General features: G+C 73.1%; 15 protein-coding genes and 1 pseudogene. 9 read left to right on the plus strand and 7 right to left on the minus strand.

The window, feature by feature from the left end:
• Window positions 1-77: 77 nt before the first annotated feature.
• Window positions 78-1,631 (minus strand): MFS transporter, encoded by a 1,554-nt coding sequence (locus OG435_RS03015; protein WP_266875139.1) that lies wholly within the window; start codon window positions 1,629-1,631, stop codon window positions 78-80.
• A gap of 144 nt (window positions 1,632-1,775) precedes the next feature.
• On the opposite strand from OG435_RS03015, the gene OG435_RS03020 reads away from it, so the two are divergent.
• From OG435_RS03020 to OG435_RS03035, 4 genes are all read left to right on the plus strand, one after another.
• Entirely contained in the window at window positions 1,776-2,219 is a 444-nt protein-coding gene (locus OG435_RS03020) for a MarR family winged helix-turn-helix transcriptional regulator (RefSeq protein WP_266875140.1), read from the plus strand.
• 93 nt (window positions 2,220-2,312) lie between these two features.
• Entirely contained in the window at window positions 2,313-2,504 is a 192-nt protein-coding gene (locus OG435_RS03025) for a DUF5302 domain-containing protein (protein WP_243333056.1), read from the plus strand.
• A gap of 341 nt (window positions 2,505-2,845) precedes the next feature.
• Window positions 2,846-3,256 carry a rodlin gene (locus OG435_RS03030; RefSeq protein WP_266875141.1) on the plus strand — a complete coding sequence of 137 codons (411 nt, stop codon included), beginning with the start codon at window positions 2,846-2,848 and terminating at the stop codon, window positions 3,254-3,256.
• 173 nt (window positions 3,257-3,429) lie between these two features.
• Window positions 3,430-4,341: a glycoside hydrolase family 19 protein gene (locus OG435_RS03035; protein WP_266881510.1), complete on the plus strand. Its 912-nt coding sequence runs from the start codon at window positions 3,430-3,432 to the stop codon at window positions 4,339-4,341.
• Here OG435_RS03035 and OG435_RS03040 read toward each other — a convergent pair whose 3' ends face one another.
• Together OG435_RS03040 and OG435_RS03045 are read right to left on the minus strand one after the other, a co-directional pair.
• A complete protein-coding gene (locus OG435_RS03040) occupies window positions 4,342-7,128 on the minus strand; it encodes a helix-turn-helix transcriptional regulator (RefSeq protein ID WP_266875142.1) in 2,787 nt (928 codons plus the stop codon). It lies immediately after the preceding gene.
• Between the two features lie 225 nt (window positions 7,129-7,353).
• On the minus strand, window positions 7,354-9,120 hold the full coding sequence (locus OG435_RS03045; RefSeq protein WP_266881511.1) for a S8 family peptidase: 1,767 nt from the start codon (window positions 9,118-9,120) through the stop codon (window positions 7,354-7,356).
• A gap of 439 nt (window positions 9,121-9,559) precedes the next feature.
• On the opposite strand from OG435_RS03045, the gene pip reads away from it, so the two are divergent.
• Window positions 9,560-10,513 (plus strand): prolyl aminopeptidase, encoded by a 954-nt coding sequence (gene pip / locus OG435_RS03050; RefSeq protein ID WP_266875143.1) that lies wholly within the window; start codon window positions 9,560-9,562, stop codon window positions 10,511-10,513.
• 74 nt (window positions 10,514-10,587) lie between these two features.
• Here the strand turns inward: pip and OG435_RS03055 are convergent, their stop codons facing one another.
• Window positions 10,588-11,340: a DUF1838 family protein gene (locus OG435_RS03055; protein WP_266875144.1), complete on the minus strand. Its 753-nt coding sequence runs from the start codon at window positions 11,338-11,340 to the stop codon at window positions 10,588-10,590.
• 139 nt (window positions 11,341-11,479) lie between these two features.
• On the opposite strand from OG435_RS03055, the gene OG435_RS03060 reads away from it, so the two are divergent.
• Window positions 11,480-11,782, plus strand: coding sequence for a putative quinol monooxygenase (locus OG435_RS03060; RefSeq protein ID WP_266875145.1), 303 nt, complete (start codon window positions 11,480-11,482; stop codon window positions 11,780-11,782).
• 47 nt (window positions 11,783-11,829) lie between these two features.
• On the opposite strand, the gene OG435_RS03065 is transcribed toward OG435_RS03060, so the two are convergent.
• Window positions 11,830-13,407: a tetratricopeptide repeat protein gene (locus OG435_RS03065; RefSeq protein ID WP_266875146.1), complete on the minus strand. Its 1,578-nt coding sequence runs from the start codon at window positions 13,405-13,407 to the stop codon at window positions 11,830-11,832.
• A gap of 206 nt (window positions 13,408-13,613) precedes the next feature.
• Between OG435_RS03065 and OG435_RS03070 the strand changes: the two genes are divergently transcribed.
• The 3 genes from OG435_RS03070 to OG435_RS03080 all read left to right on the plus strand — a co-directional run bounded on the left by OG435_RS03070 (window position 13,614) and on the right by OG435_RS03080 (window position 16,023).
• Entirely contained in the window at window positions 13,614-14,612 is a 999-nt protein-coding gene (locus OG435_RS03070) for a DUF1996 domain-containing protein (RefSeq protein ID WP_266875147.1), read from the plus strand.
• A 110-nt stretch (window positions 14,613-14,722) separates the two neighbouring features.
• The gene (locus OG435_RS03075) at window positions 14,723-15,304 is read left to right on the plus strand and encodes a sigma-70 family RNA polymerase sigma factor (protein ID WP_266875148.1); all 582 of its coding nucleotides are present in this window, start codon (window positions 14,723-14,725) and stop codon (window positions 15,302-15,304) included.
• Window positions 15,301-16,023, plus strand: coding sequence for a zf-HC2 domain-containing protein (locus OG435_RS03080; RefSeq protein WP_266875149.1), 723 nt, complete (start codon window positions 15,301-15,303; stop codon window positions 16,021-16,023). Before OG435_RS03075 ends, OG435_RS03080 begins: the two co-directional genes overlap by 4 nt.
• A gap of 302 nt (window positions 16,024-16,325) precedes the next feature.
• Here OG435_RS03080 and OG435_RS03085 read toward each other — a convergent pair.
• Both OG435_RS03085 and OG435_RS03090 read right to left on the minus strand, forming a co-directional pair.
• A pseudogene (locus tag OG435_RS03085) lies at window positions 16,326-16,413 on the minus strand.
• A gap of 24 nt (window positions 16,414-16,437) precedes the next feature.
• Window positions 16,438-17,169: a hypothetical protein gene (locus OG435_RS03090; protein WP_266875150.1), complete on the minus strand. Its 732-nt coding sequence runs from the start codon at window positions 17,167-17,169 to the stop codon at window positions 16,438-16,440.
• Window positions 17,170-17,264 lie beyond the last annotated feature (95 nt).

Here is a 17,264-nt window from a genome sequence, read left to right on the forward strand (position 1 = left end):
GGCCCTGCCGCGTGTGCGGCGGGACCCGGGGGCGGCTCGGTGGTGGCGCGACGCGACGCCGCTCCGGTGCGGACCGGTCAGGCGCCGGCCTTCGCGGTGGTCACCGCGACGGCGGCCGGCTCGGATTCCACGGACGCGGACCCGGCGGGCTCGGACCCGGCCGAGGCTGCCACCGGAGCGGCGACGGCTGTCCGCGGGCCGTGTGCCCCGCGCAGGCCGATCCCGCTGATCACCGCGACCAGGCCGAAGGCCACGGCGCCGATGGCGAAGGTGAGGGTGAAGCCGGATTCGGCCGGCAGCGCGGGAACACCCGCCGGGAGGTGTTCGATCGTCTTCGAGGCCAGGATGGTGGTCACGATGGCACTGCCGATCGCGCTGCCCGTGGAGCGGGAGATCGAGTTGATGCCGTTGGCGATGCCGCTCTGGTGGTGCGGGACGCTCGACATGATCACGGCGGGCATGGCCGCGTAGCCGAAGCTGACGGCCGCGCCGACGATGAGGCCGGCACCGATCACCGAGGCGGTGTGGCCGTGGTCCAGGGCCAGCCAGCCGAAGCCGGCGGCGCCGAGGGCCGCTGCCACGGCCAGTGCGGCGCGCGGCCCGCGGTGGCGGACCAGCTGTCCGCCGATCGGCGAGGCGAGCAGCGAGACGATCGCGCCGGGCAGCAGGAACTCCACGGAGGCGCGCAGGATGGAGGCGTCGAACCCGTAGCCGGTCAGGGCCTTGGGCATCTGGACGAGGTAGGAGACGCCCAGGAAGTTCGCGAACATGCCGAAGCCGACGAGGATGCCGGCCAGGTTGGCCATCAGGACCGGACGGTGGACGAACATCTTCATGTCGACCAGCGGCTCGCGGACCTTGAGCTCGGTGAACACCCAGACGGCGGTCATGACGACGGCGCCGGCGAAGCTGCCCAGCGTACGGCCGGAGGCCCAGCCCCACTCGTGGCCCTGGGAGATCGGCAGCAGGAGGAGCAGCAGGGCGATGCCCAGGGTGAGCGCGCCGAGGAAGTCCGTACGTCCGCCGGTCTTGTGCTTGGTCGCCGGGACCAGGAACACGACGGCGAGCAGGGCGATCACGGCGAAGCCCGTGGCCATCCAGAAGGCGTTGCGGTAGTCGGCGTCGCTGCCGGAGGTCAGCAGGCCGGTGGCGACGAGCGCGAGGCCGCTGCCGAACGCGAGGGTGCCGCTGACCAGGGCCATCGCTCCGGGGAGCTTCTGCGGGCGGACCTCCTCGCGCAGCACGGAGAGCGCCAGCGGGAAGATCGCGGTGGCGGCGCCCTGGAGGACGCGGCCGAGCAGGAGCAGGGGGAGCGAGGACGCCAGCGCCGCGATGACGGAGCCCGCGACCATGACACCGAGTACGGCCACCAGCGTCGGCTTCTTGCCGTGCTGGTCACCGAAGCGGCCGAGCAGCGGGGTGAAGACGGCGGCGGACAGCAGAGTGGCGGTGGTCACCCAGCTGACGTTGGCGGTGGTGGTGCCGAGATCGCTGCGGATCAGTCCGAGGATCGGGACCGGCAGCGTCTGCATCATCGACACGACCATGGCGGCCAGGCTCAGCGCGAAGACGATGACCGTCTCGTTCCGGTGGCCGCCGGCCCGGGTGGTGGCAGTGGGGGTGGGGCTCATGACAGGGAAGACCTTCTCAGTGCTTCAGATCGCAGATGTTTGACGTCATCAAGTACTTCGACTCCAGCAGACGGTAGACCTCAATAGTTAAGGTGGTCAAGTAAAAGGTTGATAATGTGAAGCACCTTGAGTACGCTCCGAGGCATGAGCGCCACCACCCCCCACGCCGTCCCGACCAAGCTGGAGCTCCTGGAGCTGCTCGCCGCGATCGGCACCGCCCAGTGGCGCGATTTCGCGGGGGCCGCCGCCCACCACGGCCTCACGTCCACGCAGGCGAAGGTCCTCGCACAGCTGAACGGCCCGCTCCCGATGCGCGGCCTCGCCACCCTGCTGGTGTGCGACGCCTCGAACGTGACCGGGATCGTGGACCGGCTGGAAGCCCGCGAGCTGGTGCGCCGCGAGCCCGATCCCGCGGACCGGCGGGTCAAGAACGTCGTGGCCACGGACGCGGGCCGCGAGGTGATCCGCCGGGTGCGCGAGGAGATGCAGGCCACGCACGGCGCCCTCGACGTCCTGGACGACACCGAGCGCGCGACGCTCCACGCCCTGCTGGAGCGGCTGCGCCCGACCCTGGAGAAGGACGCCTGAGACCGGTCCGGAGCCGCCTCTCGCGAACGCGTTGGCCAGGGGAAACACCACCTGACAGACTGCAACCGGCTTCAGAACATTCCAGGAGGACGCATGTCAGAAGAATCAGACACCCCGCAGAACGAATCGCCGGCCGAGGAGGCCAAGCGCAAGTTCAAGGAGGCCCTGGAGCGGAACGCCGCCAATGCCCAGTCGCAGCAGGCGCACCAGAGCCGGGCGAAGATCCAGGGCGCCGGCGGAAACCCCGGGGGCAAGAACAAGAAGGTCCGCCGCAAGACCGGCTGACCGACGCGGCGTCGCGCTGTCGCGCCGCCGCCCTGCCGACGCCGACGGGATCCGGGACCGCACACGGTCCGGATCCCGTCGGCGTCGGCACCCCCTCCCGGCGCACGGGGCGCGAACCCGGGGCGCACGCGCAGGGCCGCACCCGGGGCGGGGGGATCCGCCGGCCCGCCCGGCCCGGCAGCGTTCGGTCAATCGGCCGATGCCGGACCGCACCTGCGGAGTGCAAGGTTGAGCCACTCGGGTGATGGGTGATAACCCCCGGTGTCCACGGCAGTTGAGCAGCTCGTCCCGCCGAGGGCAGCTATCTCATGCGACAGTGCGACAGAAGAAGGATCCCCCACATGCTCAAGAAGTTCATGGCCACCGCAGCCGCCACCGCAGCCGTTCTGGGTGCCGGTGCCGCCGTAGCCTCCCCGGCGATGGCGATCGGCAACGACAACGGCGTCAACACGGTCAACGGCAACGACTCCTCGCAGCTCTACGGCAACCAGGAGACCTCCGGCTCCATGAGCCCGCAGATGGCCGCCATCCAGGGGTCCCTGAACAAGCTCTGTGTCGGCCTGCCCGCGAAGGTCAACGCCCAGTCGATCCTGGCGCTGATCAACGTCGGCGTCCAGGACATCCCGATCGCGTCCAACCCGCAGAACCAGCAGTGCGCGGAGAACTCCACCCAGGCCAAGGGTGACGAGACCGCTTCGCACATCCTGGACAACATCCCGATCCTCGCCGGCAACCTCTCCGCCGGTAGCTGACCCTTCAACGGAGCGCTGGCGCACCACCCTTCGGGGCGGGGCGCCGGCGCTTCGTTTTGGTCTAGACCTTGACAGGTCCAGACCATTCTCGCTTCAGTGGGCCCAGGTGCTCCCCGCCCGTTGCCCCCCACGGCAACTCCCCCCACTGAAGGAGAACTTCCGTGACATCCATCCTGCGCCGCCGCGCCCTCTCGCTGGCCGCCACCGCCGCGGCCGTCCTCGGCTTCGCCGTGGCCCTCCCCTCCTCCCCCGCCGCCGCGGCTCCCGCCTGCGTCGGCGCGTGGGCCGGCTCCGCCGTCTACACCAACGGCATGAGCGCCTCGTACGGCGGCCACAACTGGCTGGCCAAGTGGTGGACCCAGGGCGAGACCCCCGGCACCACCGGCCAGTGGGGCGTCTGGTCGGACCAGGGCGCCTGCGGGGGCGGCGGGAACCCGAACCCGGACCCGACCACTCCCAACCCGTCCGGATTCGTGGTCAGCGAGGCCCAGTTCAACCAGATGTTCCCGAACCGGAACCCCTTCTACACGTACAACGGCCTGGTCGCGGCCCTGTCCGCCTACCCCGGCTTCGCCACCACCGGTGACGACACCGTCAAGCGGCGCGAGGCGGCGGCCTTCCTGGCCAACGTCTCGCACGAGACCGGCGGGCTGGTGCACATCGTCGAGCAGAACACCGCCAACTACCCGCACTACTGCGACGCGAACCAGCCGTACGGCTGTCCCGCTGGGCAGGCCGCCTACTACGGGCGCGGACCCATCCAGCTGAGCTGGAACTTCAACTACAAGGCCGCCGGCGACGCCCTCGGCATCAACCTCCTGGCCAACCCGTACCTGGTGGAGCAGGACCCGGCCGTCGCGATGAAGACGGCCCTCTGGTACTGGAACACGCAGAACGGCCCGGGCACGATGACCGCCCACGCCGCCATGGTGAACGGCGCGGGCTTCGGCGAGACCATCCGCTCCATCAACGGCGCCCTGGAGTGCAACGGCGGCAACCCGGCGCAGGTGCAGAGCCGGATCAACTCCTACCAGGGCTTCGTCCAGATCCTCGGCACGACCCCGGGGAACAACCTGAGCTGCTAGTCAGCGCGGACGGAGCGTGGTGGCCAGCTGGGCCCGGGACCGGACGTCGAGCTTCTGGTAGATCCGGGTCAGCCGGGCCTCCACGGTCTTCACGCTGACGAACAGCTTCGCGGCCGCCTCCTGGTTGCTGGCGCCCTGGGCCACCAGCACCGCGAGGCGGGCCTCCGCCTCCGTGAGGGCGGCCAGGGGCCGGGCCCCGCCACCGCCCTCGCTCCCGGACGGGGAGCGCTCCCGCGCGAGCTCCGCCCACGGGGTCGCGCCGGCGCGGGCGAAGGCCTCGGCGGCCGCCGCGAGGGCGGCGCGGGCGGGCGCGCGCCGCCGGCGGCGGCGCTCCACCCGGGCCAGGGCGAGCAGCGTACGGGCACGCTCCAACGGCAGTTCGAGGCCCGCGAACCGCTCGGCGGTGTCTTCCAGCAGGGCGACGGCCGCCTCGGCCTCGCCGTGCGCGGACAGGCACAGCCCCCGGGCCCGGTCCAGGGCGGCGATCACGCTGGTGCGGCCGAGCCCGAGGGCCGTCGTACGGACCCGGGCCTGCAGCTCGGCGGCCTCATCGGGCGCGTCCGCGGCGACCAGGGCTTCGGCGAGCTCTCCGTGCCAGCGCAGGATCGAGGGGTCGACCACCTGCTGGGCGGCCTCCAGTTCGGCCACGCGGCGCAGGGTGGCGACGGCCTTCGCGGCCTCACCCGTGGCCAGTTCGACCAGGCCGAGCACGTACAGGCCGCGGGAGAGGAAGATCTGGTCATGCTCCTCCTCGGAGGCCTGGATCCCGCGCCGGGCGTATCCGGCGGCGCGCGGGAAACCGCCGCCCATGGCCTCGGCCATCGCGGCGACGTACCAGGCGGGACCCGGCGAGAGGCCCGCCTCGACCGTCAGACGCAGGGCGTCGCGGGCGTGCGCCGTGGCGGCCGCGCACCTGCCCCGGCGCAGTTCCACCTCGGTCAGGCTGCGCAGCACTTCGAAGACGTCCTCGGCGGATCCGGTGCGCCGCACCGCGGGCAGCAGCACGAGGAGCTGGCGTCCGGCGTCGGCGAGCCGGTCGTCGAAGAGGGCGTGGCGTACGGCGAGGTACTGCGGGGCGTTGCGCATGCCCAGCGGTACGTCGGGGGCGGGCAGGGCGAGGGCCTCGGCGAGGATCTCCTCGGCGTCCCGATCACCGAGGATGCGGCCCATCCGGGCCCGCACGGTCAGCGCCATGGCCTCCGCGACCTGGTCGCCGCCGCTGCGGGCCAGTACGCCGGCCTGCGCGGCGGCGTCCCGGGAGAGGACGGGGTCGCCGTCGCAGAGGTTGTGCTTCCAGGCGAGCCGCAGCCGGATCGCGGCCTGCAGGGCGGGGTCTCCCTCAGCGTCGGCCGCGGCGTGCGCGAAGGTCTCGTCGAGGGACCCGAGGGCCTGCCCCTCGGCGTCGATGACGGCGAGGCGGGCCCGCACCCGGTCCGCGGGCGAGGCGTCGCGGGCGAGCACGGCGCGGGTGGCGCGGCGGGCCAGGTCGGCGCGGCCGGCCCAGCCCGCGTCCTCGGCGGCGCCGACGAGCCGGGCGAGCTCCTCGCCGGGCAGGTGGCCGGGGGTCCGCTCGGCCGCGAGCAGCCCGAGCTCGGCGGCCAGGGCCCGCTGGCCCCGACGTCTGCAGGAGGCGGCGGCCCCGGTGATCTCGGCGGCGAGCGCCTCGTCGGGGGCGTCCACGGCCAGCGCCCGGTGGCGTACGGCCTGGACCGGGTCGTCGACGGCGGCGGCCAGTGCGGCGTGCCCGGCGGCGCGTTCGGGCCAGCCCGCGTCGGCGGCCAGAGCGGTCGGCAGGGCCCCGGCGATGAACCGGATGGTGCCGTCCTCCTCCACGGTGAGCAGGGCGGCCCGTTCGGCCGCGGCGAGCTCGGCCTCGGCGTCGGGCCGGCCCGCCCGGCGCAGCAGCGCGGTGGTGGGGCGTGCGGCGAGGGCGGCGAACAGCAGGGTGCGCCGGGCCTGGGCGGGGACGACCCCGAGCAGTCGGCGGGCCACCTCGCGGGCCTGTCCGGAGACGGGCAGCGGATCGGCGTGGTGGGCGCCGCCCTCGCGGGAGCCGGCGGCTTCGGCGAGGGAGTGGCCCAGCGCCAGGGCGAGGCGCGGGTTGCCTCCGCTGGCCTGGTGGATGCGGCCGGCGAGGCGGGCCGGGAGCCCGCGGCGCACCAGTAGTTCGGCGACCTCGTCGGTGCCGAGCGGGGGTACCCGTATCCGGGGGGTGTCCGGTCCGCACAAGGACTCGCTGAGCGGGGCTCCGCCCTGGACGCACTCGGCGGCGAGGACCCGTACCCGCGGCGGGGTCAGGCGCAGGGCGAAGCGGAGCAGGTCGGTGCTCTCCACGTCGAGCCACTGGGCGTTGTCGAGCGCGAGCAGGACGGGTCCGCGGGCGGCCAGGGTGCGCAGCACCTCGACGACGGCGAGGCGCAGGGCGACGTGGTCCCGGCCGGCCCGCGGTGCGTCGGTTTCGCGCCGCAGGAGGGCGATGGCGGTGCGCTGCGGTCCGGAGAGGCTGTCCAGCGCGGTGGCGGGCACGGAGGCGAGGAGGGCGGCGGCGGCGGCTTCGGGTATCCACCGGTCGGTCGCTCCGGGAGCGAGGCCCAGCACGGTCTCGTGGCGCAGCGCGGCGGCCTCGGTGAGGGCGCGCAGCACCTCGGTCTTGCCGGAGCCCGCGGGCCCGGTGAGCAGGACGCGTCCGTGCGTGGTCAGCGCACGGTCGACCGCCTTGATCAGTTCGCCGTGTCCGACGGGCGGTTGTCCGCCCGTCGTGTCAGCGTGCCCCGTCGCCACCCCCACGCACAGCCACCAGCCTCTCGCTCGCCCGCTCCTGTGGCCTTCCTGTGAGACGCGACAATACGAGGTCGGATGCCCGGCGGGCCGGGATTGTGACGCAGATTCCAGTCACGTGACAGGAAAACCCGCCGGACCTGCCGATACGTGGGGTATCGGCAGGTCCGGCGGGCTCGTCTGGTCCGTACTATCGCCCCGTCAGGGGTGGTTCGGGTGCGATCGGGACCGGCCTCAGAAGCCGAGGCTCCAGGAGTCGATCTTGCCGGTGTCGCCGCCGGCGTTGTCGTTGACGCGCAGCTTCCAGGTGCCGTTCGCGACCTCGGAGGAGGCGTTGACGGTGTAGGTCTGGTTGATGTTGTCGGCGCTGCCGCCGGTGCGGTTGTGGACCGTGTAGGCGGTGCCGTCGGGGGCGATCAGATCGACCTTGAGGTCACCGATGTAGGTGTGGACGATGTTCACGCCGACCTTGAGGGCGGCGGGGGCGTTGCCCGTGACCCCGCTGGCGGTGATGGGGCTCTCCACCGTGGCGTTGTCGGCGATGGCGACGTCCGCGGTGTTCTCGAAGGACGGGGTGGTGGGCGTGGAGGTCACGGCCGTCACGGTCGCGGCCGCGTCGGCGAGACCGGTGCCGCAGCCGCCGGTGCAGGTGCCGGCCAGCGGGCGGGCGTTCGTCTTGATGGCCGACTCGACCTGCGCCGGGGTGAGCGAGGGCTTGGCGGAGACGAGGAGCGCGGCGAGGCCCGCGATGTGCGGGGCGGCCATGCTGGTGCCCTGGTACGGCTTGTAGATCTCGGCGCCGGGGGTGGTGGCGCCGTCGTTCAGGATGGAGAGGATGCCGTTCTCCGGGGTGGTGACGGTGCCGGGCGTGTCGGTGCCGCGGCGGGTCTCACCGCCCGGGGCGGACACGTCGATGATCGTGCCGTAGTTGGAGTAGAAGGAGCGGTCTCCGGTGCGGTTGGTGGAGGCCACGTTGATCACGTTGTTGCAGCTGGCGGGCGAGAAGCCGGACGCGTTCGCGTTGCTGTTGCCCGCGGCCACGACGACGGTGGTGCCGCGGCCGACGGCGGCGTTGATCGCGTTCTGGTAGGTGGCGGTGCAGGCGCCCGAGCCGCCGAGGGACATGTTGATCACCTTGGCGGGGGTGGCGTTCGCCGGGATGCCCGAGACGGAGCCGCCGGAGGCCCAGGTGATGGCGTCGACGATGTCCGAGGTGGCACCGCCGCACTTGCCGAGCACGCGGACGGGCTGGATCTTCGCGCCGTACGCGATGCCCGCGACGCCCTTGGCGTTGCCGGTGGCCGCCGCGATGGTGCCGGCCACGTGGGTGCCGTGCCAGGAGGAGCCGCTGGCCGTGGAGCCGGTGCCGCATTCGCCGGCTGCGCTCCAGTCTCCCTGGTCGGCCGGGTTGTTGTCACGGCCGTTGCCGTCGCGGGCGGCGGTGGAGCTGGAGATGAAGTCGTAGCCGGCCACGATGTTGGGGGCCACGTCGGAGTGGGCCACGTAGCCGGTGTCGATCACGGCGACCGTGACGCCGGAGCCGGTGGTCTTGTCCCACGCCGCCGGAACGTTCATGCCGGCGGTGGGCTCGAAGAGGTCCCACTGCTTGGCGTACTCGGTGTCGTTGGGGGTGACGGCGAGGGCGTAGGCGCGGGAGTCGGGCTCGACGTAGGCGACGTCGGGGTCGGCGCGGAACTGGGCCATGACGGCGGCCGCGTCGGACGGGGCGCCGAGGGTGACGAGGGCGGCTCCGGTTCCGAGGCGGCGCTCGAACTTCGCCTTCTTCGAGGCCTTCTTGCCCTTGGCGGCCACGTCGGCGGCGGCGGCGGAGTTGGAACCGGCCTCGGCGGCCGAGGTCTTGTAGCCGACGATGAGGTTCTCGGCGGGGGCCGCGGCGGTGGGGGCGCCGGCGGCGGGGAGGGTCCGCGCGGCGGGGGCGGGATCCGAGGCGGACAGCGCCATGGAGGTGGTGGCGGTGCCGGCGAGCAGGGTGACGGACATCGCCACCACGGATATGAGCCGGCGTCGTCTGGATGCGTGCACGGTGTTCCCTTTCGCGGGCCGCCACAGAACGGGCCTGGACGGCCGGTTGGTGCAGTGTGGGAGGTTGACCGGCGGCCGCGGGGCCGGAACGGGCTGGTCAGGCCCGCCCGGCCACCGCTGCTGCACACCACGTCGTCGCCCGCCGCAGCGTCGGGGCTAGGCAACCGTGGCACCGGCGAAGGACCGACCTGCAGCTTCACGCCATGTGGGGTGGGCGCGGGGACTGTTCGGAACGGGGAGGATCGCCGGTGGGCAGACAGTAGGCAAAGCCGGGATGAACGCGATACGGGGAAAACCCTTGTCCGCACCCTGCGGGGGCCGTCGTAGGGTGGCCGGAACCCCCGGCGGGCCGCCGGTGAACGGCCGTCCGGGACAAAACGACGAGGAGGTCGGGAACGTGGCTGAGCTCTACCCGCCGGTCGAGCCCTACGACAAGGGGATGCTCGACGTCGGCGACGGCAACGTCATCTACTGGGAGGTCTGCGGCAATCCGGACGGGAAGCCCGTGCTCGTGGTCCACGGCGGCCCGGGGTCGGGGTGCTCCGAGAACGCCCGCCGGCTCTTCGACCCGGCACGCTACCGGGTGGTCCTGTTCGACCAGCGCGGCTGCGGCCGCAGCACCCCGCACGCGAGCGATCCGGCGACCGACATGCGGCACAACACCACCGGGCACCTGGTCGCCGACATGGAGCGGCTGCGCGAGCACCTCGGCATCGGCCGCTGGCTGCTGTACGGCGGCTCGTGGGGCTCCACGCTGATCCTGGCCTACGCCGAGCGGCACCCGGAGCGGGTCTCCGAGATCGTCATCGCGGCCGTCACGACCACCCGGCGCTCGGAGATCGACTGGCTCTACCGCGGCGCCGGCCGGTTCTTCCCCGAGGCGTGGGAGCGCTTCCTCGCCGGATCGGGCGTCGCGCGCGACGGCGACCTCGTCGGGGCCTACGCGCGCCTGGCGGCCGATCCCGACGAGGAGGTCCGGGCGAAGGCCACGGCGGACTGGTGCGCCTGGGAGGACGCGGTGCTCTCCGGCGAGACGAAGGGCGCCTCCCAGCCGTACACCGGCCGGCCGCCGGCGGCCCGGGTCGCCCTCGTCCGGATCTGCTCGCACTACTTCTCGCACGGTGCGTGGCTGGAGGAGGGCGAGCTGCTGCGCGGGGCCCACCGGCTGGCCGCGATCCCGGGCGTCCTGATCCACGGCCGGCTCGACATGGCAGGCCCCCTCGGCACGGCCTGGGAACTGTCCCGCGCCTGGCCCGGTGCGGAGTTGACCGTGGTGGAGGAGGCGGGACACATGGGCGGAACGGCCACCCTCGACCACGTGCTCGGCGCCCTCGACCGGTTCGCGGGCTAGGCCGTCCCTATCGGGTCCTGCCCGGCCCGGCTGAGACGCGCCCAGGAGGCCTGGTGCCGCCCGGTGGGACCGGCTCAGGCCCCTCGCGCGTCCGACGGCGGATTGAGCTTGCGGAAGTACGTCCAGCTGGTCTCGTTCGGCTCCGTCCACTTCTCGGGCGCGTGGGCGAACTCCGGGTGGCGGGCGGCGATGTAGGCGCGGGTCCGCTCCGGAACCTCCACGTAGGAGGCGAGTTTGCGGCCCCGGCAGTGGAAGGTGAGCCCGCCGGGGAGCGCTCCCTGTTCCATCCAGGGCAGCCAGGGCGACATCCGGGTCCAGGACATGGTGGAGGGCACGCTGGGCTCGTCGGTGGTGAGGACCGAGGCGGGGGCGAAGAACTGGAAGAGCTCCAGGGCCCGGTAGGTGTCGTCGGCCGAGTTCGCCGGGTACTGCGCCACGGGCAGCGGGGACGGGTAGGCGAGCGGGATCTCCAGGCTGAAGCAGACCTGGTCGCCCAGTTCGGTCATGGGGACCGGGAAGGGGCGCCACTTCTGGTTCGCGGGATCGTTCCAGACGTGGATCACCGGCTTGTCCTCCCAGGTCTCCAGGATCTCGCGCGTCAGCGGGTCCAAGTAGAAGGCGGCCTCGCGGGTGAGGAGTTGGTAGGTCCCCGGCGTCTCGTCCTCCACCAGCCGTGCCACGTTCAGGCCTTCGAATCCGAGGAGGCGCCGGTAGGGCTCGCCGGGAGCCCAGGCGTGGACGTCTCCGGTCCACCAGAAGGTGACCTCGGATCCGTCCAGGGAGGCACGGGTACGGGCGAGGGCCTGCAGGAGCTGTTCGGGTGTCATACCGGGCCACTCTGCGCGGTCGGCCCGGACCGGGCAAGAACCGGACCGGCCATGCGGGGGCCCGGCAGTGGCCGGACGGCGGCTCGGCCGGCGGAAAAACCTTTCCGCAGCCCGGTCCGGTCGATCTAGTCTTCGACCCATGCCATCGACAGTTCGACTCCTGATCCTCATCACCACCCTCCCGGGCCGCGGCCGGGAGCAGTGGGAGGCCTACGAGCGCCTCGCGCCGGTCGTGCGCGCCGAGGAGGGTTGCCTCCGCTACGACTTGCATCCGGTGAGCGGCGATCCGGACCGGTTCGCCCTCATCGAGGAGTGGTCTTCCCGGGCGGCCCTCGCCGCGCACGACGTCACCCCGCACATGATCGAGGCGGACGCGGCGAGCCCCTCGTTCCGCGCGGGACCCGCGGAGGTGATCGAGCTCGACGCGGCGCTGCCGGTCTGAGCCGGTCCCCCGGCCGGGGGGGGGCTTCGTCCGTGCGCCTGCCGGTCTCACCCGGGGGGTGCGCCCGGGCCGAGGAGTTGGATCTCGCGGGCGGCACGCGGGGAGTGGACACCCCGGTTGAGGGCTTCGGCGTACCGCAGTTCGGCGGCGGCCTCCCGCTCCCGGCCGCCGAGCCGGTACAGCCGGGCCCGTTCCACGTGGGTGAGCATGATCGCGCGTTCCTGCTGGGCGGGGCGGGACGCCAGCGAGGCGTCCAGCGCGGCGTGGGCCGCGGGGTGGTCCCCCAGCAGGCCGAGGACCACCGCGCGCTTGAACTCCAGGGCGGCCGGGCGGTACGTGTGGAAGGGGTCCGGCTCGCCGACGGCGGCTCCCTGCGCCCGGTCGGCGGCGTCGAGCCAGGCGAGGGCCTCCGCGCGGTGCCCCAGGGCAGCGTGCACCTGGGCCGCCTGGGCGGCGACGAAGGCCCGTACGGCGTCGGGGGCGCGCGGGGCGATCTCCAGCGCCTGGCGTACGTAGGAGAGCGCGACGGCCGGCTGGTTCTGGTCGAGGGCGTCCTGGCTGAGCATGCGCAGGGCGATGGCCTGGGTGGAGGGCTCCCCCGCCAGCTCGGCGAGGGCGGCGGCCCGGCTCAGGGTCCGCCGTGCCTCGGCGAAGGAGCACTGGTCGGCGTAACTGCGGGCCAGGAGCAGCACCGTGCGCGCGGCGTGGCCGATCTCCAGGGCGGACAGGGAGCCTTCGTCCCCGGTGGTGGTCAGGGCCGTACGGAAGGTGCTCTGGAGGTACGCGAGGAGTACGGGCGCGGTGGCGTCCCCGCCGAGGGCGTCGACCTGGCCGGTGAAGAAGCTCTCGGCGGCCCGGCGCAGCTCGGTGTGCGACAGGGCCGGGACCTGGCCGGCGTCGGCCTCGAGACGGCGGGGCTCGGCACCGGACCCCAAACCGGGCTCGGAGCCGGCTCCGGGTGCGGGGCCGGGTTCGGCGCCGGGCCCGGGGCCGGGCCCGGGGCCGGGTTCGGCTCCGGGTGCGGGGCCGGGTTCTGAACCAGTTGCGGCGCCGGGTCCGGAAGCAGCGCCGGGTCCGGAACCAGACCCGCTGCCGGGTTCGGACCCGGCTCCAGCTCCGGAACCGCCCCCGATGCCGCCGCCCTGCGGGCCCCCGCCCGCGCGGGCGGCCCCGGGCGCGGATCCGGCGCGTTCGCGCTGTCCGGGGACCCTGGGCGCCCCGCCGCCGCCGCGGGGCCTGCGGTGCGGGTGCAGGCCGGGCACGGTGGCGAGGAGCTCCGCCGCCAGGGCGTGCGGTCCGGGCGCCGGATCGCGGCCGGAGGGGTCGGTGCCCGGACGGCCCGAGGCGGTGTGGTTGATGCCGGTGTGGCCCAGGCCGGCCCGGTGCATGCCGATGTCGGCCGGGCTCACGGGCCGGTCCAGCCGGGCGGCGAGGATCTCGCAGAGCAGGCCGGGGACGGGATCGCGCGGGGTGCTGCCGCGCAGCCAGTGGGCGACCGAGGTCCGGTCGTACCCGGTGGTGAGTCCGACCGACCGCGCGCTCGTGTTGAGCCGCCGGGCCAGGGCCTCGTAGGTCCAGCCGGTTTCCCTGATCAGGCGGTGCAGGAGGTGGTTGGCAGCGGGCACGGCGGTGGTCCTTCCTTGCGATGCGGGTCGCTCAAGAAGGCTGCTTCGCCGTATGAACAGCCAAACGGGGGCAAAGGTTGCGGGCCCCGGGCCGCCGGGCCCGCGCGTGCTGCACCTTCAACGGATTCCGGAGCCCCGGCGGGGCGGTGCCCGCTGTGCGGACGCCAGGTTGACGCAGGCGGGGGTGGGCGGCAACGGTGACCCGCATGGGGAACGAACGCCGACTGCTGACGCTGCTGATCTGCCTGGTCCTGGGCGCCGGGCTGACCGCCGCCGTCCTGGGCGCCGCGCGCGTGGGCGGTCCGCGCACGCCGGCGGCGGGGACGGGTCCCGTGCCCTCCGACTTCGTGGACTTCCGGGAGGTCCCGCCGGGGCCCGCCGAGCCCGTCGCGGCCGGTCCGCAGGCCTCCACGGGCCGGGTGTCGGTGGATTGCGGCCGCAACGCGGAGGGCCACTACAACGAGGACAACCTCGTCGTCTCCCCCGGACTGCGCTCCGGCGCCCACCACACGCACGGCTACGTCGGGAACCTGTCCACGGACGCCTTCTCCACCGATGCCTCCCTGGACGCGGCCGCCACCAGTTGCGCGGGCGGCGACCGTTCCACGTACTACTGGCCGGTGCTGCGCCGCACCGACCGGCCGGGCGCCCGGCCGCACGAGGGGACCGCGGGCCACGGGAACGCGGGCACGATCCTGCCGGAGGCCACGGTGTCCGTGGAGTTCCTCGGCAGCCCGGTGAGCAAGGTGGTGGCGATGCCCCGGTTCCTGCGCGCGATGACCGGTGACGCGGTGGCCTTCACCGCCGGCTCCGACGAGGACGTGCGGGCCCGCTGGGGCTGTTCGGGCTCCCCCGACCGGTCCACCACCCGCTATCCGCGCTGTCCCGAGGGCGAGCGCCTCACCCGTACGCTCACCTTCCCGAGCTGCTGGAACGGCCTGGACACCACCAGCCCCGGGCACCGCGCGCACCTGCGCTTCCCGGCCGCGAACGGGGCCTGCCCCAAGGACACCTTCCCCGTACCGCGGCTGCGGATCTCCCTCGCCTACGAGGTGCCCGCGGGGGCGCCCCTCGCCCTCGACTCCTTCCCCGAGCAGCGGCACAGCCCCAGGACCGACCACGCGATGTTCGTGAACGTGATGACCGGCCCGCGGATGGACGAGGTCGTGGACTGCCTCAACCAGGGCCGCACCTGCCGTACATGAACGGCACCGCGCACCAGCGGCTCCCGGGTGACGCAGGTCACGTGAACCGGGTGCCCGTCCGTGGCGTGTTGTGACCGCACCACGTAAGCGAGAAAGACGGAGAGGGTGAGATGGCCGGACCACTGTGGCCCCGCACTCGGCGGGGCTCGACCGAAGAGGCACTGATCAAGTCCGTGTACGAGGAGCACGGTCACGCCCTGCTCGCGTACGCGACCCGGCTGACCGGGGACCGGGCCGCGGCCGAGGATGTCGTCCAGGAGACCCTGATCAGGGCCTGGCGCCACTCCGAGGTCCTGGTGAACGGGAAGGGTTCCGTACGCGGCTGGCTGCTCACGGTGGCCCGCAACATCATCACCGACCGGTACCGGGCGAAGGCGGCCCGGCCGCCGGAGGTCTCGGGATCGCCGGCCCATCCGCCGGTGGAGGCGGACCACGCCGACGCGGTCGTGGACACGATGACCGTGCTGGGCGCCCTGGACCGGCTGTCGCCGGAACACCGCGACGTGCTGACGGAGTTGTACTACCGCCAGCTGAGCGTCGCCGAGGCCGCGGACACCCTCGGCATCCCCGCCGGCACGGTGAAATCGCGCTCGCACTACGCGCTCAAGGCGCTCAGAGAAGTCTTCAGGGACAGCACACGCTCGGGCGGCCCGTCTCCGCGGCCCGGCGGACTGCAGGAGGTGGTGGCATGAACGGGCAGCGGCACGAGGAGGAACTGCTCGGCCCGTACGTTCTCGGCGTCCTGGACGACGCGGAGGTCCGCCGGGTCGAGGAACACGTGGACGGCTGCGTGCAGTGCCGTCAGGAGGTGACGGCTTTGCGCGAGATGGAGGCGGCGCTGGGCGAGGTGCCCCCCGAGGCGTTCCTCGACGGCCCGCCGCAGGGCGGGGACCTGTTGCTCCAGCGCACCCTGCGCCAGATGCGCCAGGAGGTCGACGGGGCGCGCCGGCGCCGGACCGCCTTCACGGGACTGGCCGTGGCGGCCTCGCTGACCGCCGTCTTCTGGGCCGGGACGCAACTGGGCGGCGGGAAGACCGAGGTCGAGGCCCGGCCGCTGCCCACGGTCTCGGCCCTGCCCTCGCCGCCGGCGGCGGGGACCAAGGTGGCCTCCGCGACGGATGCGGGCACGGGCGCGCGGATGACCGTACAGGTGACCCCCGCGGCCAAGTGGGTCAGGGTCCACGCGGCGGTGACGGGTGTCCCGGCGGGCGAGCGCTGCCGCATCGTCGTGGTCTCCCGGGACGGTACGCGCACCACGGCGGGCGGCTGGGTGGTGGGCACCGCGGAGCACGGCGAGGGCAAGGGCGCGGCGCTGGACGGCTCGGCGGCGGTGGATCCGGCGGACGTCCGGGCGATCCTGGTGGAGAACGAGTCGGGCACGGCGTTCGTCTCCGTACCGATGCCCGCGTAACGGCACGGCGGCCGGTCGCCGAACGTGACGGAGCCCGGGAGCATGTCCAGCTCCCGGGCTCCAGCTTGCCACCCATTTGCGCACACCGGCGGCGTTTAAGAGCCGCGGGTCATCTTGAGATCGACGTGTTCTGCCGTTGAACTACAGCGCCATGCAAGAGGCGCCGAAGGGACTTGAACCCCTATCCGTCAATGTTCGCCCGCGCTCGGTCGATCCGGTGTTCGGCGGCGAATACTGAGACTGGAGCGAGAATCTGAGATTTACGGGGCCGCCTCTGCCGGCTTGGGCCACCCCCGCACGTGTGCGGGGGGAGGGATTCGAACCCCCACCTGACACCCCATGATCAGCTTCAACATCAGTTTCAGCTTGCGCTCATCGCGCACCCCCCGCTCGCGACGGGGGGCGAATGTGGGGCTACCCGAAGAGGTAGCCGAATACCGCGTCACCGATCCGCTGGTCGGTGACCTCGGTGTTGTTCGCCTCCTCGCGGGCGAACTTGACGGACTGCTGGAGCTTCTCGACCCGGTCGAGGAGCTCGTTGACCCGCCGGGCGGGCAGCGCGCCGGAGAACTTCACGGTGGTCCAGTAACCGACCGCCACGTCCTCGTAGTACACCTCGACCTGCGCCGGGTGCTTCTCCGTGGCCTCCGCCTTGACGTGGTTGCGCGGGACCTTCTTCGTGCGGATGGTCCGCACCGCGTCCGTCTTCCAGGCGTCCGTCGAGGGGTCCAGGTTCCACGATTCGGAGGCGTCGAGCACCGGCAGCTTGCGCACGAAGGTGTGCAGGTCGGTGAGCTGCTTCTCCAGGAACAGCAGGTACGGGACGGGCACCTGCGGCAGCAGGACCCTGCCGTCGACCACCACGTCCGCGACCGCGGACCGGTTCGCCCAGTCCTTCGTCGCGGTCACGTCGAAGAGCCGGGTGAGCGTCGAGGCGGTCGCCCGCAGGGCGTCCTCGGCCTTGATCTGGACCCGGGTGGACTCGGGCGGGAGCTGCTCGCCCTCCTCGTCCTTGGGCTGGTAGGTCCGGGAGATGCCGGCCAGCAGGGCGGGCTTCTGCACGTCCTGGTGAGCCTGGGTGAGCTCCTGGAGGGCCTTGGACTTGACGCCCTTTTCGACTGCGATGATCTGATTCAGCTTCGGCACACGCCGAACCTAACAACCGTGCCCCGCAAGCACATCCGATTAAAACGGCCGCTTAAGACGGCCGCCCTCCGCCCCCTCCTGCACCGAGGGGGCGG

It is taken from the genome of Streptomyces sp. NBC_01264 (genome assembly GCF_026340675.1).
Taxonomy (GTDB): domain Bacteria; phylum Actinomycetota; class Actinomycetes; order Streptomycetales; family Streptomycetaceae; genus Streptomyces.